Origin of the sequence: Thermococcus celer Vu 13 = JCM 8558 (genome assembly GCF_002214365.1) — an archaeon.
GTDB classification, from domain to species: Archaea; Methanobacteriota_B; Thermococci; order Thermococcales; family Thermococcaceae; genus Thermococcus; species Thermococcus celer.
In genome coordinates this window covers 542,265-559,371 of sequence record NZ_CP014854.1, presented here as the reverse complement: position 1 = coordinate 559,371, position 17,107 = coordinate 542,265, and the positions used below count along the sequence as shown (strand labels likewise).

At 56.6% G+C, this 17,107-nt stretch carries 24 protein-coding genes; 7 read left to right on the top strand and 17 right to left on the bottom strand.

Annotated elements, in window-relative coordinates; all coding sequences use genetic code 11:
- Positions 1 to 858 precede the first annotated feature (858 nt).
- Complete coding sequence (locus A3L02_RS03180; RefSeq protein WP_088863815.1) at positions 859 to 1,215, bottom strand: DUF134 domain-containing protein; 357 nt, start codon at positions 1,213 to 1,215, stop codon at positions 859 to 861.
- Positions 1,216 to 1,309: 94 nt separating this feature from the next.
- Between A3L02_RS03180 and A3L02_RS03175 the strand changes: the two genes are divergently transcribed.
- On the top strand, positions 1,310 to 1,768 hold the full coding sequence (locus tag A3L02_RS03175) for a 6-pyruvoyl trahydropterin synthase family protein (RefSeq protein WP_088862592.1): 459 nt from the start codon (positions 1,310 to 1,312) through the stop codon (positions 1,766 to 1,768).
- A 6-nt stretch (positions 1,769 to 1,774) separates the two neighbouring features.
- Here A3L02_RS03175 and A3L02_RS03170 read toward each other — a convergent pair whose 3' ends face one another.
- The gene (locus tag A3L02_RS03170; protein WP_088862591.1) at positions 1,775 to 2,344 is read right to left on the bottom strand and encodes a hypothetical protein; all 570 of its coding nucleotides are present in this window, start codon (positions 2,342 to 2,344) and stop codon (positions 1,775 to 1,777) included.
- Between the two features lie 55 nt (positions 2,345 to 2,399).
- Here A3L02_RS03170 and A3L02_RS03165 point away from each other — a divergent pair, with 55 nt between their 5' ends.
- On the top strand, positions 2,400 to 2,822 hold the full coding sequence (locus A3L02_RS03165; protein ID WP_088862590.1) for a PPC domain-containing DNA-binding protein: 423 nt from the start codon (positions 2,400 to 2,402) through the stop codon (positions 2,820 to 2,822).
- Positions 2,823 to 2,826: 4 nt separating this feature from the next.
- On the opposite strand, the gene A3L02_RS03160 is transcribed toward A3L02_RS03165, so the two are convergent.
- The 7 genes from A3L02_RS03160 to A3L02_RS03130 all read right to left on the bottom strand — a co-directional run bounded on the left by A3L02_RS03160 (position 2,827) and on the right by A3L02_RS03130 (position 6,491).
- On the bottom strand, positions 2,827 to 3,396 hold the full coding sequence (locus A3L02_RS03160) for a DUF998 domain-containing protein (protein WP_088862589.1): 570 nt from the start codon (positions 3,394 to 3,396) through the stop codon (positions 2,827 to 2,829).
- A 36-nt stretch (positions 3,397 to 3,432) separates the two neighbouring features.
- Positions 3,433 to 4,224 carry an SDR family oxidoreductase gene (locus A3L02_RS03155; protein ID WP_088862588.1) on the bottom strand — a complete coding sequence of 264 codons (792 nt, stop codon included), beginning with the start codon at positions 4,222 to 4,224 and terminating at the stop codon, positions 3,433 to 3,435.
- Positions 4,225 to 4,286: 62 nt separating this feature from the next.
- A complete protein-coding gene (locus A3L02_RS03150) occupies positions 4,287 to 4,601 on the bottom strand; it encodes an antibiotic biosynthesis monooxygenase (protein ID WP_237268632.1) in 315 nt (104 codons plus the stop codon).
- A gap of 85 nt (positions 4,602 to 4,686) precedes the next feature.
- The gene (locus tag A3L02_RS03145; protein WP_088862586.1) at positions 4,687 to 5,136 is read right to left on the bottom strand and encodes a NifB/NifX family molybdenum-iron cluster-binding protein; all 450 of its coding nucleotides are present in this window, start codon (positions 5,134 to 5,136) and stop codon (positions 4,687 to 4,689) included.
- A 55-nt stretch (positions 5,137 to 5,191) separates the two neighbouring features.
- Positions 5,192 to 5,410: a hypothetical protein gene (locus A3L02_RS03140; protein WP_088862585.1), complete on the bottom strand. Its 219-nt coding sequence runs from the start codon at positions 5,408 to 5,410 to the stop codon at positions 5,192 to 5,194.
- Between the two features lie 45 nt (positions 5,411 to 5,455).
- A complete protein-coding gene (locus A3L02_RS03135) occupies positions 5,456 to 5,953 on the bottom strand; it encodes a NifB/NifX family molybdenum-iron cluster-binding protein (protein WP_088862584.1) in 498 nt (165 codons plus the stop codon).
- Between the two features lie 139 nt (positions 5,954 to 6,092).
- Entirely contained in the window at positions 6,093 to 6,491 is a 399-nt protein-coding gene (locus tag A3L02_RS03130; RefSeq protein WP_088862583.1) for a NifB/NifX family molybdenum-iron cluster-binding protein, read from the bottom strand.
- 70 nt (positions 6,492 to 6,561) lie between these two features.
- On the opposite strand from A3L02_RS03130, the gene A3L02_RS03125 reads away from it, so the two are divergent.
- The 4 genes from A3L02_RS03125 to A3L02_RS03110 all read left to right on the top strand — a co-directional run bounded on the left by A3L02_RS03125 (position 6,562) and on the right by A3L02_RS03110 (position 9,814).
- A complete protein-coding gene (locus A3L02_RS03125) occupies positions 6,562 to 7,431 on the top strand; it encodes a nucleotide-binding protein (protein ID WP_088862582.1) in 870 nt (289 codons plus the stop codon).
- A complete protein-coding gene (locus A3L02_RS03120; RefSeq protein WP_088862581.1) occupies positions 7,431 to 8,318 on the top strand; it encodes a nucleotide-binding protein in 888 nt (295 codons plus the stop codon). Before A3L02_RS03125 ends, A3L02_RS03120 begins: the two co-directional genes overlap by 1 nt.
- 128 nt (positions 8,319 to 8,446) lie before the next feature.
- Positions 8,447 to 8,890 (top strand): prefoldin subunit alpha, encoded by a 444-nt coding sequence (gene pfdA / locus A3L02_RS03115; RefSeq protein WP_088862580.1) that lies wholly within the window; start codon positions 8,447 to 8,449, stop codon positions 8,888 to 8,890.
- 75 nt (positions 8,891 to 8,965) lie between these two features.
- Entirely contained in the window at positions 8,966 to 9,814 is an 849-nt protein-coding gene (locus A3L02_RS03110; RefSeq protein ID WP_088862579.1) for a hypothetical protein, read from the top strand.
- On the opposite strand, the gene A3L02_RS03105 is transcribed toward A3L02_RS03110, so the two are convergent.
- Positions 9,804 to 10,727, bottom strand: coding sequence for an SDR family oxidoreductase (locus tag A3L02_RS03105; protein ID WP_088862578.1), 924 nt, complete (start codon positions 10,725 to 10,727; stop codon positions 9,804 to 9,806). The genes A3L02_RS03110 and A3L02_RS03105 overlap by 11 nt on opposite strands.
- Before the next feature lie 131 nt (positions 10,728 to 10,858).
- Here A3L02_RS03105 and A3L02_RS03100 point away from each other — a divergent pair, with 131 nt between their 5' ends.
- Positions 10,859 to 11,878 (top strand): adenylosuccinate synthetase, encoded by a 1,020-nt coding sequence (locus tag A3L02_RS03100; RefSeq protein WP_088862577.1) that lies wholly within the window; start codon positions 10,859 to 10,861, stop codon positions 11,876 to 11,878.
- On the opposite strand, the gene A3L02_RS03095 is transcribed toward A3L02_RS03100, so the two are convergent.
- The 7 genes from A3L02_RS03095 to A3L02_RS03065 form a co-directional block, all read right to left on the bottom strand.
- Positions 11,871 to 12,656: an alpha/beta hydrolase gene (locus A3L02_RS03095; RefSeq protein ID WP_088862576.1), complete on the bottom strand. Its 786-nt coding sequence runs from the start codon at positions 12,654 to 12,656 to the stop codon at positions 11,871 to 11,873. The two genes, A3L02_RS03100 and A3L02_RS03095, sit on opposite strands and share 8 nt — an antisense overlap.
- Positions 12,657 to 12,799: 143 nt before the next feature.
- On the bottom strand, positions 12,800 to 13,456 hold the full coding sequence (locus tag A3L02_RS03090) for a hypothetical protein (protein WP_088862575.1): 657 nt from the start codon (positions 13,454 to 13,456) through the stop codon (positions 12,800 to 12,802).
- 2 nt (positions 13,457 to 13,458) lie between these two features.
- Positions 13,459 to 13,761 (bottom strand): iron-sulfur cluster assembly protein, encoded by a 303-nt coding sequence (locus tag A3L02_RS03085; protein ID WP_088862574.1) that lies wholly within the window; start codon positions 13,759 to 13,761, stop codon positions 13,459 to 13,461.
- Positions 13,751 to 14,743 (bottom strand): ArsA family ATPase, encoded by a 993-nt coding sequence (locus A3L02_RS03080; protein ID WP_088862573.1) that lies wholly within the window; start codon positions 14,741 to 14,743, stop codon positions 13,751 to 13,753. The genes A3L02_RS03085 and A3L02_RS03080 overlap by 11 nt, the downstream gene beginning before the upstream one ends.
- Before the next feature lie 9 nt (positions 14,744 to 14,752).
- Entirely contained in the window at positions 14,753 to 15,034 is a 282-nt protein-coding gene (locus A3L02_RS03075; RefSeq protein ID WP_204247214.1) for a hypothetical protein, read from the bottom strand.
- A gap of 13 nt (positions 15,035 to 15,047) precedes the next feature.
- A complete protein-coding gene (locus tag A3L02_RS03070; RefSeq protein ID WP_088862572.1) occupies positions 15,048 to 15,335 on the bottom strand; it encodes a hypothetical protein in 288 nt (95 codons plus the stop codon).
- Between the two features lie 38 nt (positions 15,336 to 15,373).
- On the bottom strand, positions 15,374 to 17,104 hold the full coding sequence (locus A3L02_RS03065) for a carbon starvation CstA family protein (RefSeq protein WP_088862571.1): 1,731 nt from the start codon (positions 17,102 to 17,104) through the stop codon (positions 15,374 to 15,376).
- Positions 17,105 to 17,107: the final 3 nt, after the last annotated feature.

Here is a 17,107-nt window from a genome sequence, read left to right as displayed (position 1 = left end):
GGCCCTGAGTTTAGACTTGGGGGTGCTTACGGTCCCCTTTTATGTACATGTTAGTGCGCCTATTTTGGATATAAGGTACATTATATCCAAAATTACTGCACACAAATAATCACGAAGAGGCAAAGATTTGGGGGGGACCATGAAAGCGACCCGCTATCGTTGAAGCCTTTCAGGGTGCCGATGGATACGCTTTCATGACACCTTCATGAGCGTCTGTCGGACGTTCGAAACCTGCGACAACAATGTTGCCGGGGGCAACTCGAAAGAGAAGTTTGATATAAACATCGAGGACTTCACGGGTGGCCGTCCAGGGTCGTTGTCCACCCTCCACAGACACATGTTCGCAGGCTTTCTCCAAAGATACGAGAACATTCCAGGCCAGTTCCTCAGGCCCATTTCCCTTTAGGAAGCGGACATCATTACCCTCATCGACCGAACCCCGTCGGTTTATCTTCTTGAATACGCCGGAAAAGAGTTTATTCGGGCCCTTAGCATAGGTGAGTTTTTCGCCTCCTCTTCATCGAGTACCAATTATGTGTATCCAAGGTTTATATTTAAATGTGGAATAGTAAATTTTTGGAATTTTTTAATATTTATAATTGTATTTTTAACGCGATATTAGTTTATAACAGTCTTTAGATTGTTTAGTCTTGATATAAAATTTTATTTTAAAATGATTCTTATGTAATATTTTAAGTTTAAAGTTTTATATTGCTATAAGAACGTAATAATTCACCGGAAATTTTGAGGGATGAAATGGAGACGCGAATTAGGGAAACCTAAAATTCAAAAAAGGTCCAAAATACCCCCGATAAAGTAACAGTGGACAGAAGAAGCTCCAAAAAGACGAATAATCCATTAAGGCTCTTCTTCATCCGATCTCCTAGGGACCTCATTCCCCTGGGGCAGTATCACGAGCTCCCTGCCTTCCACCAGCATCTGTGCCACTTTTTTTCTGGCCGAGCTCAGGGCCCTCCACACGGTGCCACGGGAGACGCCCATTCTCTTCCCGGCCTCCTCCTGGGTTAGACCCTCGTGGTCCACCAGCCGAAGGGCCTCGAACTCCTCGTAGGTCATGAAAATCGGTGGTTTCGGCTGACCCATCGGCGGTAACGCCGGATAGAAATGTCTAACCTCGGGGATAACCCCTATCATCCTCATCTTCCTTTTTCTGCCCCGTCTGGGCCCCCATCCAGGTCCCATCCCCATCGGCATCGTTATCATAGGCCATTGAGCTTTGGGGTTTATATGCCTTCCCCTTCCAGTAACGGTTATAACCACTCCAGCGAACCACCTATAGGTGAGAGACGTGAACTTCCATCCGACCGAGAGGAAGATAGGATGGCACAAGGACTTCGACAGTTCGCATTTTCTATCGTTGCCCTACGAGAGCAAATGCCTCAGGATCCACGGGCACACGTACAACGTCGACGTCGAGATATGGGGCGAGCTCAACGAGAACGGCATGATATTCGACTTTAACCACCTCAGTAACCTCGTAAAGCTCCTCGACCACAGGATCCTCGTGAGCGAAAGATGGGTTGTGGATAGGGCGAACGGCAGGATCGTCGTGGAGAAGAACGGAAAGAGGCTCGAGCTTCCCGAGGGGGAGGCGGTCGTTCTCAATAAGCCCAACGTCACGGCCGAGTACATAGCCGAGTGGTTCGCCGAAAAGATCGCCGAGAAGGCCGGCGACAACGTGAGGAGAATCCGGGTGAAGATATGGGAGGACCCCCGGAGCTACGCCGAGGTAACCCTCGAGAGGTAGCTCTGCTTAACAGCCCCTCATCTTTTCCCTCGAGGTCTCCTCTTGAATGCCGCACCTCTCCCGTAGGTCCCTGAGGTTGCTGATGGCCTTTTTTTCGAGCTCCCCGTAGTATGGCTCCGGAAACGCCTTCTTCGCCTCGAGAGTCAGGTCGTGAATCAGCGTCAGGTAGGCGTTGGCAACGTCACATTCCTCGCGTTCAGCTATGGCGGGCATCATGTCCACGAGATAACCCAGAAAGCTGTGGAGGAGGTTAAGCCAGTCTTTCCCATAGCCGTTCTCGTTGAGCCAGCCCTTGAGGGTTATGAATATCTTGATGGCGGGCTTTACCGTGGAGTACTCACCGTAGCGCCGGTACCTGATGAGCAGGTATTGAAGGAGGGAAATCAGAAACCTGCCAACGACTGACTTATCGCTCTTCTCCTCAACGAACCTCTGGAACTCGGGGAGTCCCCTTCCACCACACCTCTCGAAACCCTCAAGAAGTCCCGGTAAGGGGGTCGAATACCTCGAAAAGTCAACCTCTTCAAGTTCGGGAATCTCGGGGAGTACTGCCATAATGGCCTTCTTGATCTCCATTCCCTTCACCCAAAGGGTTAAATCGTGGTGTGCTTATTAGCTTTGAGGTGAGCGTATGAGATTTTCAAGGGGACGGAACTTTCTCTTCCGAGTTCCCGAGGGGGAGGAGCTCCTTAGCTTTATCAATCGATTCGTGAAGGAGAACAACGTCCTCATAGGTACGGTTAGCGCGATAGGCAGCCTGAGGAACCCGAAGATCGGCTACTTCGACGAAAAGGCCGGGAAGTACAGGGTTATTTCGCTCAGCGGAACCTACGAGCTGGTCTCCCTTTCGGGCAACATAAGCGTGAAGGACGGCGAACCTTTCGCGCACATCCACGTTGCCCTCGGGGATTCCAGTGGGAAGCTCCACGGCGGCCATCTGATCGAAGGCGAGGTCTTCGTGGCCGAGGTCTTCATCGGGGAACTCCTTGGGGAACCCCTCGAGAGAAAACCTCAGGGAAACGGCTTGACACTGTGGGACGAAACCCGCATCTGACCCTTCATCTTCTTTTCGGGAAGAACACGCTCCATATCAGCGCGTAGTGCCACGCTGCTATTGCGAAGACCCCGATGAACTCCGGTATGGCGACCCCGCTGAAAGCCCCGAAGGCCCACTTCGCGAGGATGACCTCTGCGGTGAAGAGCAGAACGGTGAACAACCCGAACTTCCCCAGGCCTTCCATCCACAGCCCGATTCCAGCTATCAGAAACCCCACGCTCCCGGCGATGAAGAAGCCCCAGCTTACCCAATAGTGGGGCTCGGTTCCCTCGGGGAAGAGCGCTATCCCTGCCAGAAAGACAAGGCCGAGTATGAAAATGCCCACCCCGACCCTCGTAACTGGATTTTTGAATTCTTTGAGAAGGCCTGTGGCGTAGTAGATCGCCAGGAGTGCCGTGATGAGCAGGGGGACGTTCATCACCCAGTTGTATTGGAGGCCGACCCTTCCCAGGTCGCTTATCGCGTTGTCCGTGAGCCGCCACCAGGAGCGGTTTATGGCTATGGCGGCACCTATTCCAGTAAGGGCTATGAGCGGTGAGAGGATGCCCGCGAGGAGTTGGTCTTTCCTCATGTTTCTTGGATGGGTGGGAAAATAGATAAAGGTTTCTCAGAAGACGGAGTTCAGCCTCCCGCCGTCAACCGGGATCATGGCACCGTTTATGTAGGCCCCAAGTTCACTCGCGAGAAACGCCACGAGGTAGCCTATCTCCTCGGGTTCCCCGAGCCTTCCGAGGGGTATGGGCCTGGCGTACTCCCTGAGGGCTTCCTCGACCGTCTTCCCTTCCCTCTCCGCCCTGTCTCTGGCGAGCTGGATCATCCTGTCGGTTCGGATGATTCCGGGCATTATCCCGTTGACGGTTATCCCTTTCGGTCCGAGCTCCTTGGCCAGGGTTCTGACGAGGCCCGCCATCGAGATCCTGACCACGTTGCTGAGGGCTATGTTGGGTATCGGCTCCTTTATGGCGACGCTGGTGGAGTAGACTATTCTTCCAAAGCCCCTCCGTTTCATGGCGGGCACGAGGGCCCTCGTGAGGTAAACCGCCGGGTAGAGGAGTAAATCGACGGCCTTTTCCCAGTCCTCCATGCTCATCTCCATGAAGTAGCCCGGCTTTGGTCCACCCGTAGAGAAGAAGAACGTATCCGGCTCCCCGATGTCTTCGAGTTCCTTCACCGTTCTCTCAAGGTCCTCCCTCTTCGTCAGGTCCGCCGCTATATAATGAACATCGACGTCGCTCTCGGCCTTTATTTTCTCCCTGGCCTTTTTCAGGTTCTCCTCGCTCCTCGAGAGGAGCACGACGTCCGCGCCGGCTTTGGCCAGCGTTCTGGCGACCCCGAAGCCTATGCCCTTGCTCGATGCGGTCGTGAAGGCGAGCCGTCCGGACAGGTCGATGGTCAGCATGGGTACCCACCGTTTCGTTGTTGATTTTGGTATTGAATAACTTTTCTGGACAGCTGTGTCCCTCACCCCTCGTAGAAGACCCTGTAGTGCTGAACGTACTTCTCCTTCTCCAGCAGGAAATCGTCGTCCTCCGGGTAGTACTTCGCCATCTCCGGGTTCTCCCCGGCGAACTTCTTGATGGACTCCATTGAGTCCCATACCGTCACGAGAAGGAAGTGGGCAACGCCTTCCTCGTCCTTCCTCGTGAAGTAGATCTTCAGAAGCCCGTCAACGGAGCCGTAGTCGGGAACGGCGCGTTCGATGAGGAACCTCTCGTACTCATCGGCCTTCTCAAGGGGCACCCTTCCGTGCCAGAGTCTCATAATCGCCAACGGCATCACCGAGGGAGTATAGAAGACGTCACATAAGAACCTTCCGCCCGCAGAAGTCGGTTCACAAGAAAATATCAGGGGAAAGGTCGAATCACCGGTTACCGGGACCGTATCCTCCGCCCCGTCCCATTCCCCTTCCTCTGCCGCTTCCCATGCCTCTACCCATTCCTCTTCCGTAGCCTCCGCCCTCGGGACCGAAAGTGGCCCCGGTTAGCTCGCCCCTGAGGAAGGCTTCGACGGCTTCCCTCACGGTCATGGTTGCCGGGGCGGAGACCATCCTTATCCCGGCCGCCTGGAGAACCCTCGAGGAGTTCGGCCCGAACTGGCCGGATATGACGGCGTTGGCACCCCGATCTATCACGAACTGGGCCGCGGTAACGCCCGCCCCCTTGGGCTGGCTGTAACCCGGGTTGGGAACGACCTGAACGTTGATTATGCTCCCGTTCTCGACGTCGACTATCGTGAAAGTCGGGGTTCTGCCGAAGGCTGGATTAACACGGTCTTCAAGTCCCCCGTTTGTCGTGGACACGATGACCCTCATTCACGTCACCTCCGCCTGATTTAGGGTTCCCTAACTTAAAAAAGTTTGCATAATCTCAGAAGAACCTGTGGAACCCCGGGCCCCTCAGGAAGGCCCTCAGGACAAGGAGTACGGTTAAACCGAGGGCGTAGGGAAGGGCCACAAGGAAGAGTTTGATCAGGAAGTACAGGATCCCGATAAGGATAAGCAGATCTAAGAGCGTGTAAAATCCCCCGAGGGAATGCGGGCCTACCCTGTAACCCCGGCCGTAACCCCTCCATATTCCCCTTGGCATTGCTCGCTCCCTCCTTAATTATTAAAAAAGAGAGAAAATCGGTGTTCACCACCAGCCGCGGGCCCAGCATCCTCTCCTGCGTCCCCATCCTCTGCCGCGGCCCCAGCCCCTGCCGGGACCGAAGCCGTAGCCGTAGGCTGGATAAGCCGGGTATGCAGGGGCTGGTACTGGAGCGACCGGAGCTACCGGCTGCGGTACGGCGAACTGGGGAACCCTACCCCCGACAACGGCTTTTATGGCCTCCCCAACTGGCGTTCCTGGGGCAACTTGGTAGACTTTTACTCCCGCGGCCTGAAGCGCTCCGAGTGCGTTGGGCCCGAGCTGCGGGACTATCACTCCCTCGACCTTCTCGTTTATGAGGGTCTGCACCGCCATGGGTCCCGCGCCTCCACCGGCCATGGCGGCGCTGTTCTGAACGACCTTACTGTTGATGACGTTGCCGTTCTCATCGACGTCCGCTATCAGGAAGGCCGGCGCCCTCGCAAAGACGGGGGCAACGGTGTCCCCAACCCCTCCACCGTTCGTGGGTATCGCAATCTTCATACTCCTCACCTCCTCACTTTCGATTATTATGTGCATATGCACAGTATTTAAAGTTTTCGGTCGTTCCAAATCGAAAGTTGGTTTCCCTGGTGATGAAACTGTAATTGTGGAGTCAATGGACGGTTGTCGTTAAGCTGGTTTAGGCCTCCTCTCCCCGATTCTTCTCCTGAACCTGTTCCCACAGCCCATCGAAGTTCTCAAGGAGCCGCTGGAGCGCCACGCTCAGCTCCCTCGTCCTCGTGAAGAAGACCACCTTGTTCGTTCCATCCCGTATCCTCAGGAAGTTGGGGCCCATCCTGAAGGCCGCCAAGACGTCCACGTCCAGCAGCTGACCTATCACCGCCCTGAACTTCCTCGGGTCGCCGTGCCCGTCGTCCTCTTCCTCGAAATTCTTCGCTCCGTTGATCCTTTTCTCGAGGGACCTCACGCTCCCGTCCTCGCAGACCTCGTATATCGCGAAGAACTCGGAATCCCCGTAGTGGGCGTCCACGAGCGTCTCGTCGTTCTCCATCCCGAAGGCCACCTTAAGGCACCTCAAGTTATCACCCCTTGAGCGTATGCACAAAGCTTAAAAGCTTTTAGGCCGCCCTAACTCCGGAGGTGAGAGCTTGCAGATAGCGGTGAGCGGTGGAAAGGGAGGAACGGGGAAATCAACGGTCGCGATCAACCTGACGATAGCCTTAGCGGAAAGATACGACCTCGCTCTGGCCGACCTCGACGTCGAGGCGCCGAACGACCACATTCTCCTCGGCCTGGAACCCACCAACGAGGAACCGGTCGAACTTTTCATGCCCCGCTTTGACTACCAGAGGTGTGCCCGCTGCAGGAAGTGTGCGGAGGTTTGCGAGGAGCACGCGATAATAACGATGCAGGACGGGACGCCCTTCCTGATGCCGAACCTCTGCTCGGGCTGCGCCGCCTGTGAGATAGCCTGCCCGGTTCCGGGGGCGATCCTGCCGGGCAAAAAGCTCATGGGGCACACCTACCTCACCGAGACGCCCTACGGTTTCCCCCTCGTTACCGGAAAGCTCAGGGAAGGCGAGGACAGGGCCATGCCAGTGGTTGCGTGGGCCAAGAGGCGCGCACAGAGCCTTGGAAAGGAGCTCCTGGTGGTGGACACCGCCGCTGGAACGGGCAACACCGTTTCGAAGGCCCTCGAGGATTCGAGGCTTATCGTGGCCGTAACGGAGCCAACCCCCCTCGGCATCCACGACGGCGAGCTGATACTCAGGCTGGCGGAGCTTATGGAGGTTCCGGCTGTGGTCGTCGTGAACCGCTCCGACCTCGGGGACGTGGGCAGGGTTCGCGAGGTGGCCGAGAGGCACGGTGCCGAGGTGATAGCGGAGATACCCTACAGCGAGAACATCATCCGGAGCTACGTTGAGGGAAGGCCCATAGTCCTTACTCACCATCCCGAGGCGGGCCTCTTCAGGGACATCGCCTCGAAGGTCGTTGAGTTTCTCAGGGGTGGTGAATGATGCAGGTGGCGATAGCGAGCGGCAAGGGCGGCGTTGGAAAGAGCACGGTGACGGCATCACTCCTCTACCTCCTGAAGGACGAGTACAGACTGGTGGCGGTCGACGCCGACGCCGACGCCCCGAACCTCGGCCTGCTCCTCGGCGTTGGTGAGTGGGAAGAGGAGAGGGAACTCATAGGCGCAAAGGTGGCGAGGATAAACGCGGAGAGCTGCGTGAGGTGCGGCATCTGTGCCGAGAGGTGCCCCTACGATTGCATCAAGGTAATCGACGGGGACTACGTTGTCAACGAGCTCACCTGCGAGGGTTGCAACGTCTGCGGTCTCGTCTGTCCGGTTCCGGGAACGATAACGCTCGAGGAAGTGCGCTCAGGTATTGTCAGGAAGGCTATGACGCGCTACGGCTTTCCCCTGGTCTCTGCCCAGCTCGACGTTGGGAGGCCCGAGAGCGGAAAGCTCGTCACCAAGGAGAAAGAGTGGGCAAAGAGTCTTATGAGGGAACTCGGCCTGGAGCACATGATAGTGGACAGCGCCGCTGGAATCGGTTGTCAGGTCATAGCGAGCGTGGGCGGGGCGGATCTGACGATACTCGTTGCGGAACCGACGCCCGCTTCCCTGAGCGACGTTCAGCGCGTTTACAGGGTCGTCCAGCACTTCAGACAGCCCGCCCACCTGATAATCAACAAGGCCGACCTAAACCCCGGCTTTACGGCCCTGAGGGAGTGGGCCGAGGCAGAGGGGATCCCGATACTCGGTGAGATTCCCTACGACAGGGCGATTCCGGAGAGCATGGGCATGTTAAAGCCCTTCGTTGAGGCGTTCCCGGACTCAAAGGCGGCCGATGCGATGAGGGCGATAGCGGAGAGGGTGAAGGAGGAGATCCTTGGGTAAACCTGGATTCCCCTCAAAGGCCCTTCTTCCCCTTAATTTTTGGTTTAAGGTTTTACGTTTAACCCCGGATGGGTGGTGACAACCCAAACCTTAAAAGCCCCCCGGCGTAGTCCTTCCGGTGGTGTGAAATGGCGGAGAGCAACGAGCAGCTTGAAAGGCTCGCTTACGAGTACCAGCTCCTGCAGGCCCAGGCCCAGCTGTTATCGCAGAACCTCGAACTGCTCACAATGGGGAGGAATGAGTTCCAGGCGGTTAAGGAGACGCTGGAAGGGCTTAAGAGGGTGGAAGGGGAGAAGCCGGAGGTTCTCCTGCCCCTCGGTGCCGGTTCGTTCCTGAAGGCGAGGATCGAGGACAGGGAAAACGCGATAGTCAGCGTTGGCGCAGGCTACGCCATAGAGAAGAACCTCGACGATGCGATAAGCTACCTCGAGGAGCGCATCAGGGAGTACGACGACGCGATAGCCAGGACCCAGGAGGGCCTGAAGAAGCTCGAGGCCCAGCTTGGGGAGCTGGCGAGGAAGGCGCAGGAGCTCCAGCAGAAGGGGGCGATGGGCTTCAGCCTGAAGAAGTGACCCCCAAATTTTATTGAAAACCCTCCAAAATTCTGGAGATAACGTTTAAACTTTTTACCTCAACCGGAATTTGGTATGAACGACCGACTGAGACTCGTTTCAATCCTGCTGGTTCTAATCGTGCTCCTTGCGGGCTTTGGGTTAGCCGTGCCCGCGGTTACGGTGAACGTTCAGGGGCTCGGGAGCGGCCGAGGGAACGTTTTTAGCCCTGCCTCAACGGGAACCATCTGTGTGCCCTATGGATACCTGATTTACATATCCCTCTTCGGCCGATGGTTCGGTCCGTATCTCCTTAGCAACATCTCGGAGGTATACCCCGGTAATTTCACGGCTTCCCTCTACACGGGAACGAACGTCTCCGTGGCCATCTATAGTTCTTCAAGTTTGATCTCAACAGGAACCAAAACTCTGGCTGGTACCCTTCAGGTGGGTTACTACACTAACGTTAGCATCAACCCGTCAATTGACGGAAATCAGGCACTTAACAGTGATTTTCACGTGACGGTTCAACCGCCGAACTACACGTCCTCCTCAGCGGGGATCGTGTCCCTCCTGATCCAGGAAATTGGCACCGGTAAACCTACGGGGAGGTACAACGATTACGCGGTACTCGCCTACGATGGCGGTTTGTACCGGGTGTATATTGTATTGAGATGTTACGGGTTGCTCTTTGTGCCCCCTGCCCTCTCAGCCGGAGGTGCTGTAAGCCTGGGGCCCGCCTTACTGATTCTGGATAATGGGGTTAAGCCAGGAAATGACACAGTACCCCTTGATTTCACAGAAGGAACTGAATGCCCCCGTCAGGAATTGGGTAACCTTCCCGTTGTTGTTAGGGAATCTCCCTTTATCAAAGGGATAGTCCACAAAGCCAGAAGGGAGGTAATGGAAAAACTGAAAGAAGAGAGCTCTGCTTCTAATGGCTGATATTTTTGTACCACTCCACAGTCCTCTTGAGCCCCTCCTCCAACGAGAACTCCGGCTCGAAGCCGAGCTTCCTTATCTCGCTTATATCAGCGAGGCTGTGCCTTATATCACCCGGTCTCGGCTTATCGAAGATTATCGACGTGTTCGCCCCGGTTATCTCGATTATCTTCGTGGCGAGCTCGAGGACGCTCGTCGCCCTTCCTGTCGCGACGTTGAAGACCCGCCCGTTGCTCCGCCGGCTCTCCGCGACGAGTACGTTGGCCCTAACCACGTCCTTCACGTAGACGAAGTCCCTCGTCTGCTTTCCGTCGCCGAAGATTACAAGCGGCTCGTTCCCCAGCGCGCGGTTGATGAAGATGCTTATGACCCCCGCGTACTGGTTCGCGCCCTGCCTCGGGCCAAAGACGTTGAAGTAGCGGAGGGCAACGACCGGAAGACCGTAGAGCTCGTGGAAGACGCGCAGGTACTCCTCGGCGGCCCATTTCGTGACCCCGTAGGGCGAGAGGGGCCTCGGCCTCTCCGTTTCCCTCAGCGGCAGGTTGGGGTTGTCGCCATAGACCGCCGCTGAAGAGGCGAATATCAGCTTTCCGTGCCCTTCAAGGAGCGCCCTGAGGACGTTGATGGTCCCGAGGACGTTCACCTCCTCCGTGAAGACCGGGTCCCTCACGCTCTCAACGACGCTAACCTGCGCCGCCTCGTGGAAGACGTAATCGGCGTGGCTTATCAACTCGGCTATCGCGTCGTAGTCCCTTATGTCGGCCCTAACGAGCTTCGCCCCGGGCGGGACGTTCTCCTCCTTTCCAGTGTAGAGGTTGTCGATGATTATTACCTCGTTGTCCTTCACCAGCTCCCAGGCTATGTGGGAGCCTATGAAGCCCGCGCCACCCGTGACGACTATTAGCTTGTTCCTCATCGCTACCCCCGTTGATAGTGTTTGCAGGGGGTTTTAACCTTTCGCCAACCAGGACCCAATTTTTTGACTGATTTTTATCAAATTCGAAACTGTTATAAGCCCCCTATTGACTTAAACCTGGGTAAGGAGCCATGCCGGGTTACATCGTCGTTGGCGGTCAATGGGGTGACGAGGGCAAGGGCGCTATCATAGCGTACCTCGCCCTGAAGGACGAGCCCGAGGTGATAGCGCGCGGCGGCGTAGGAACCAACGCGGGGCACAGCGTTTTTATCGGTGGAAAAAAGTACGCCGTGAGACAGCTTCCGACCGGTTTCGTTCAGAGGAAGGCAAGACTTCTCGTCGGCGCCGGGGTTCTCGTCGATCCGGAGGTCTTCTTCCACGAGCTTGAGCACCTGAGGGACTTCGACGTTGCCGGGAGGGTGGGCATAGATTACCGCTGTTCCATAATCGAGGAGGAGCACAGGAGACTCGACAGGACCAACGGCCACCTTCACAAAGAGATAGGTACGACCGGGAGCGGTTGCGGGCCGGCGAACGCCGACAGGGTCATGAGGCGGGCGAGGCTTGCGAGGGAGGTTCCGGAGCTCGGGCCCTATCTGACGGACGTGGCGCGGGAGGTGAACGATGCCCTCGACGAGGGCAAGCTCGTGCTGGTGGAGGGGACCCAGGGCTTCGGGCTTAGCCTCTACTACGGAACCTACCCCTACGTGACCTCAAAAGACACCACCGCTTCGGCCATAGCGAGCGACGTTGGGATAGGGCCGACGAGGGTCGACGACGTCATCGTCGTCTTCAAGAGCTTTCCGACGAGGGTCGGGGCCGGTCCGTTCCCAACGGAGATGGGCGAGGAGGAAGCGGAGAGGCTGGGGCTCATCGAGTACGGGACGGTGACCGGCAGGAGAAGAAGGGTCGGCCGCTTCGACTTCGACTTCGCCCGCTACTCCGCCCGGGTGAACGGGGCCACGATGCTCGCGATAACGATGCTCGACAAGTACGACAAAGACGCCTTCGGGGTCACCAACTACGATAAACTGCCGGCAAAGGCCAAGGAGTTCATAGAGGAGATAGAGGAGCGCGTTGGCGTCCCGGTTGGTCTCATCAAAACGGGACCTGGGCTTGAGCATATAATAGACAGGAGGGACGTCATTTAGTCCCCTCCGCCCTTTTTACAAGCCAGTCGACTATAGCCTTGTGGAACTCGTCCGCCCATTCAGGGTCCTCGAATACCTCGTGGTAGGCTCCCTCGAACTCCCTTATCGTTTTATCCCCAACCCTTAGCTCCTCGAAGAGCCTCCGCGAGCCCTCGGGAGGTGTTACGACGTCGCCGGTGCCGACCAGGAGAAGGATGGGGGCTGTTATTCTTCCGGCATCTTCGTGCGCCAGCCCCATGTTAACGAAGATGCTCCTCCCGAGCTTCGCGGATATCCTGTCGTGGACGAGTGGATCCTCCACGTACCTTTTAACGGCCTCCGGGTTCCTTGAGAGAAGTTTTGGGTCGATGCCGTTGGAGAGGGTTACGCCGGGGGCGATCCTTCCGAGGAACTTCGCGAGGGCCACCATGAGGCCCGGCGTTTCGGGGCTCCTGGCGAGTGCCGGCGACGAGGCAATTACCCCCCTTATCTTAGCGGGTCTCGTCTCGGCGTAGCGGATGACTGTCAGGCCGCCAAGGCTGTGACCGAAGAGGAAGGGCTTTTCCCCGATCTCCTCGATTATTCCATCGATGATTTCCATTGCCTCTTCGATGCTCGTGTGGCCCCTCTTTCCCGGGCTCTTCCCGTGGCCGGGCCAGTCGAAGGCGTAGACGGCGAAGCCAGCGTCGTTTAGGTCCCGGATTAGCCTCCCGTACCTCCCGCTGTGCTCACCGAGGCCGTGGACGAGAACCACCCAGCCGAGCCTCGGTTCCCCGAATTTGGCCTTATAAACCTCCATACCACCACCGTATCGTATTTTCCGTTGATGATCTTAAAACCATCGCCCCATAGCCGTCCGCGTGTTTCTGTCTTGGGCTCCTGATTAACGGGACATACCAACAAAAGGTGAGGTATGCGCTGGTGCAACCTCAAAAAGGGTGATCATGAGGAGAACGGGCTCTCCCTTATCTTCTCGTTGGTGAAGCGGACGATTCTCTCCACGTCTTCCTTTATCGTGTCCGGCTCTGGCTTCATGAGCACGTAGAACACGTTCGTCTTCGGGGTTAACGCGACGTGCTTGACGTTGTGGGGTTTTGAGAGACTCTCGATGAGGGCCTTGAGGTTGTCGATGTCCCTCCTTTTCTCGTAGAGCGCCTCGTACTTCTTTCCGGCTATCTCGACCACCTCCCTCTGGAGGAGGGGCTCGTTCTCTATTTCCGGTTTCAGGCGATAGTAACCCTTCTGGATCAGGTGGGCCTCGCGCTTTATCCCGGCGAAGGGTCTCACCACGATGTAGAGCTTGTCGTGCCTGCTCGTTACAAGCGCTATCGGGAAGTATAGGATGCTGTGCCTCGGGAGCAACGTCAGGGTGTACTCGAATTTCCTTACGTTGTCCCGGTTGACCTTGTAGTTAGCCCGAAATCCTATGTAACCGCCGAGCCACACGTACTCCTTGTCCTCCGGCTTGACGACCTCCTCGATGGTCTGGAGGTAATGGTACATAAGCTGAAGGTTCAGCTTCCTTCCTTTGTAAAACTGGAGCGAGGCTATGGCCGCGAGGACCATTATGGCCAGTATCCATGCGGACGAAAGTTCCATGGTTATACCTCCTCTTCATCATCCAGCGGGTAGTATCGTTGCAGAGAGGTGTCATCGACTATCTCGAAGTATCCGAGTTTGTCCTCTAAAACCTTTACCATGTCCCTCACGATCCTCGCCTGCAGGGGCCAGTTGACGGCCATGGCGAAGGGATGCACCGGTGTGTTGCGTGCGAAGGCAACGTAGATGGTAACCCTGTCCTCCTCAACGACGACCTTGCTAACCAGCCCCTCGCTGACTATGTCCATGTTCGTGAAGGGGTTCTCCACCTTCCTCAGGAGCTCGAGGATTTCCTCAGCCCTCAACTATCATGCCCCCAAGCTTTTCAAGCCAGTCCAATCCCCTGGGTTCCTCGGGGAACATGGGGACCCTGATTATCTCGATTCCACGGAATTTCTTCTCGATTTCCTCGAGAACCTTCCTCTGAGCCTCGAGCTTGACCCTTATCTCCGGGATGTCCTTCTCGACGGTTATCACCTTGTTTACCACCACCATGTTGAGGGAGACACCGAACTTCCTGAGGCTCTCGTGGGCCCTCTCCGTCTCGTAGAGGGGGAGCATCTCCGGGTTCATGACGGCAACGACGCTGGTTTTGTTGGGGTTCGTTATCACGTCCTCCACGAACTTCACCTCTTCCCGGTACTCGCGGAGCTCCTTCATGACCGGATCCTCTTCCTCGTCCTTCGGCAGAACGAACTCATGGCCGTCGACCTGGAACCTCTGCTCCCCCTGAATCTTGGCGATCATCCTCCTCCGTTCGAGTATCTTCCGCCTTATCTCCATGAGCTTATCGGCCCATATCAGAGATATCCTCGGTAGGGCCAGAACGCGGAGGGTCAGGCCGGTGGGGGGTGTGTCGAAGACTATCACGTCCCATTCGTCTCCCTCGAGGAGGATGTTCCTTATGGCCTCAAGCGTCGCGTACTCCTCTATTCCCGGGGAAAAGCTGAGGACCTCGAAGTACTTCTCGAGGTTTATCACCGTGAGGTAGCGGTACATGTTCTTGAGGTTGTTCTCCAGGTGCTTGAGGTAGCCCTTTATGAGTTTATCCATGTCGAGCTCGCTCGCGTAGAGGTTCTCCGCCAGTTTCTTCGGTTTGTCGGAGAGCTTCACCATGAAGACGTCGCCGAGGTTATGGGCTGGATCGAGGGACACTATGAGCGTCCTGTACTTAGCTTTAGCGAGCGCCATCGCCAGGGAGGCGCTGGTGGTCGTCTTACCGACTCCCCCTTTGCCTATCACGAAGATCGTTCTGAAACCTTCCTTCGGAATCAGGAACTCCCTCATGCCATCACCTCAGTCTATATCGAACATTCCCGCCACTTCCCCGAAGACGTCGTCCAGATCGATCGCCCTCTGCTGCATCACGTGCATCTCCCTTATCATGTGGGGCATGAGCCTGACCACGAGGGTCGTGGGGGGTGAAGGTATGCCAACGAAGGAACCCATTAGTAGGAGTGCGAACACGTTCTCGAGTTCTCTCTCCTCAAACTCGATGTATTCGGTTGACTGATCCTTAAACGAGCTTCCGAACCCCTTCAGGAAGGCCCGGACATCATCCAGTATCTTTTTCACCATTCCTTATTCCTCCTCATACGCCTATCCAGCCGGTTTTTATCGAGACCTCCTTGGTGCTCTTCTCCTCCATCACGTAGAGCTCCCTTATAACGTGGGGAAGCAGTCTGAAGCTCAGCTCGGTTGGGGGATGGGGAAGCCCTATGTAGTCCCCGAACAGGATGAGCGCGAACACGTTCTCGAGCTCTTCCTCCTCCCATTTGATCCCCTGAAGGTAGTGGAGCTCAAAACCCTTGTGGAATTCCAGCAGTACTCTAAATGGCAGTGATAACGAGGAGAATACATCCCGGAGCAGTTTTTTCATTCCTCTCCCCTCAAAAGGTTGTAAAAAAGGGAAAGAGGTCATGAAGCCGCCGCGTACTCTTCCGCTGGCTTCTTCCAGGCCGCATAGAAGTCGAAGGCCAGCAGGAAGTTCAGCAGCAGACCCGTCAGGGTTATGATGCCGACGGCGTACTTGGTTCCGACATCTCCGATTCCCGGAACAACCACCACAAGGAACCAGAGCAGGGCGAGCGTCACCGTTATCCAGAGGAACAGCGCCGGAATCAGGACGGCGTAGCTCCACTTGCCTGCCCTCTGCACTTTCGTGACCCAGAGCGCACCGGTCATCATGGCTATGCTGGCCAGCATCTGGTTCATACCGCTGAACGCCGGCCAGAGGATGAGCCAGTTGTTGCCCCAGGCGAGCCAGACACCGAGGATCGCTATCACCGTAGAGGCGAGCCATTTGTTAGCGAGCGCTTTTCCAGTCCCCTTGCTGGTGTCGGTTACCATGCCGAGGAGCTCCTGCCAGGCGAACCTTCCGAGCCTGGTGGCGGTGTCGAGACTGGTCAGGGCAAACGCTGAAACCCAGAGGCTCGCGAACACCGCACCCGTCTTGAAGGGCACTCCGAGGGCGTCCTGCAGGCCGTAGGCGTAGCTCTTGGAGAAGATGCCAACTTTACCAACCACGCTCGCGACTTTGGGGGCGTAGATCGCTCCCCAGTTGGAGGCGGTGATGTCAACTCCGGCGTCCGCGAAGACCTTGAATCCGTAGATGGCTATCGAGGCTATGACTATGGTTGAGAGGAAGCCCTCGGTGAACATTCCACCGTAGCCGACCATGAGGCCGTGGATCTCGTTGTCAAGCTGTTTTGATGAGGTTCCGGAACCCACGATGGAGTGGAAACCGCTGAGGGAACCGCAGGCTATGACGAGTGGTATCGTTGGCCAGAAGGGTGAGGGCTTTCCACCGACGACGTTCGCTGACCAGGTGGTGTATGCGGGGGCGGTGAAGGTTCCCTTGGAACCGAGGAGGGTGAACGCAACCGCACCCAGGATGAGTCCCAACCAGAGGATATAGGCGTTGAGGTAATCCCTTGGCTGGAGCAGAACCCACACCGGGAGCGATGCCGCGATGATGATGTACACCAGGAGGAACAGTGCCCACGTATGGTAGGAAGCTTGTATCGGGTACTTGAAGCCAAGCCATACAGATATGGCGAGGAGTATCAGTCCGACGAGCGTTGCGCCGGCAAAGTGGAGGCTCGTCTTGTACATCAGCCAGCCGACGATAACCGCCGAGATCAGGAACAGTATCGAAGCCGTTGCCGCTTCTGGAGTTCCCTTGAAGATTCCAGCGATGACCGCCGTGAAGGCCGCCACAACCAGTAACAGGGCGAACCATATGTAGAGCTCGAAGGCTATTCCCGTCCTCCTGCTCATCAGCTTTCCTGCGATCCACTGGACGGACTTGCCATCGTAGCGAACCGATGACATGAGGGCCAGGTAGTCGTGCACCGCACCGATGAAGACGTTTCCGAACCAGACCCAGATGAGACCCGGAAGCCAGCCCCACGCCATTGCCACGGCCGGGCCCACTATCGGGCCTGCTCCAGCTATCGACGCGAAGTGGTGGCCGTAGAGGACGAGCGGGTGCGCTGGGACGTAGTCAACTCCATCAAAGAGCTTGTGGGCCGGTGTGGGCCTGTTGGGGTCGGCTCTAACGACCTTGTTCTGCAGAGCCTTTCCATATGTGAAATACATTCCAAGGTATATGGCCGCCGCTATCAATACGGCTACAGCAGAGTTCATTGT

What these genes read in the sequence shown, in the direction of transcription:
- A3L02_RS03180 (WP_088863815.1), bottom strand. Translation starts at nt 1,215, where the DNA reads ATGCCGATGGGGATGGGACCTGGATGGGGGCCCAGACGGGGCAGAAAA.
- A3L02_RS03170 (WP_088862591.1), bottom strand. Translation starts at nt 2,344, where the DNA reads ATGGAGATCAAGAAGGCCATTATGGCAGTACTCCCCGAGATTCCCGAA.
- A3L02_RS03165 (WP_088862590.1), top strand. Translation starts at nt 2,400, where the DNA reads ATGAGATTTTCAAGGGGACGGAACTTTCTCTTCCGAGTTCCCGAGGGG.
- A3L02_RS03160 (WP_088862589.1), bottom strand. Translation starts at nt 3,396, where the DNA reads ATGAGGAAAGACCAACTCCTCGCGGGCATCCTCTCACCGCTCATAGCC.
- A3L02_RS03155 (WP_088862588.1), bottom strand. Translation starts at nt 4,224, where the DNA reads ATGCTGACCATCGACCTGTCCGGACGGCTCGCCTTCACGACCGCATCG.
- A3L02_RS03150 (WP_237268632.1), bottom strand. Translation starts at nt 4,601, where the DNA reads ATGCCGTTGGCGATTATGAGACTCTGGCACGGAAGGGTGCCCCTTGAG.
- A3L02_RS03145 (WP_088862586.1), bottom strand. Translation starts at nt 5,136, where the DNA reads ATGAGGGTCATCGTGTCCACGACAAACGGGGGACTTGAAGACCGTGTT.
- A3L02_RS03140 (WP_088862585.1), bottom strand. Translation starts at nt 5,410, where the DNA reads ATGCCAAGGGGAATATGGAGGGGTTACGGCCGGGGTTACAGGGTAGGC.
- A3L02_RS03135 (WP_088862584.1), bottom strand. Translation starts at nt 5,953, where the DNA reads ATGAAGATTGCGATACCCACGAACGGTGGAGGGGTTGGGGACACCGTT.
- A3L02_RS03120 (WP_088862581.1), top strand. Translation starts at nt 7,431, where the DNA reads ATGCAGGTGGCGATAGCGAGCGGCAAGGGCGGCGTTGGAAAGAGCACG.
- pfdA (WP_088862580.1), top strand. Translation starts at nt 8,447, where the DNA reads ATGGCGGAGAGCAACGAGCAGCTTGAAAGGCTCGCTTACGAGTACCAG.
- A3L02_RS03110 (WP_088862579.1), top strand. Translation starts at nt 8,966, where the DNA reads ATGAACGACCGACTGAGACTCGTTTCAATCCTGCTGGTTCTAATCGTG.
- A3L02_RS03105 (WP_088862578.1), bottom strand. Translation starts at nt 10,727, where the DNA reads ATGAGGAACAAGCTAATAGTCGTCACGGGTGGCGCGGGCTTCATAGGC.
- A3L02_RS03100 (WP_088862577.1), top strand. Translation starts at nt 10,859, where the DNA reads ATGCCGGGTTACATCGTCGTTGGCGGTCAATGGGGTGACGAGGGCAAG.
- A3L02_RS03095 (WP_088862576.1), bottom strand. Translation starts at nt 12,656, where the DNA reads ATGGAGGTTTATAAGGCCAAATTCGGGGAACCGAGGCTCGGCTGGGTG.
- A3L02_RS03090 (WP_088862575.1), bottom strand. Translation starts at nt 13,456, where the DNA reads ATGGAACTTTCGTCCGCATGGATACTGGCCATAATGGTCCTCGCGGCC.
- A3L02_RS03080 (WP_088862573.1), bottom strand. Translation starts at nt 14,743, where the DNA reads ATGAGGGAGTTCCTGATTCCGAAGGAAGGTTTCAGAACGATCTTCGTG.
- A3L02_RS03075 (WP_204247214.1), bottom strand. Translation starts at nt 15,034, where the DNA reads ATGGTGAAAAAGATACTGGATGATGTCCGGGCCTTCCTGAAGGGGTTC.
- A3L02_RS03070 (WP_088862572.1), bottom strand. Translation starts at nt 15,335, where the DNA reads ATGAAAAAACTGCTCCGGGATGTATTCTCCTCGTTATCACTGCCATTT.
- A3L02_RS03065 (WP_088862571.1), bottom strand. Translation starts at nt 17,104, where the DNA reads ATGAACTCTGCTGTAGCCGTATTGATAGCGGCGGCCATATACCTTGGA.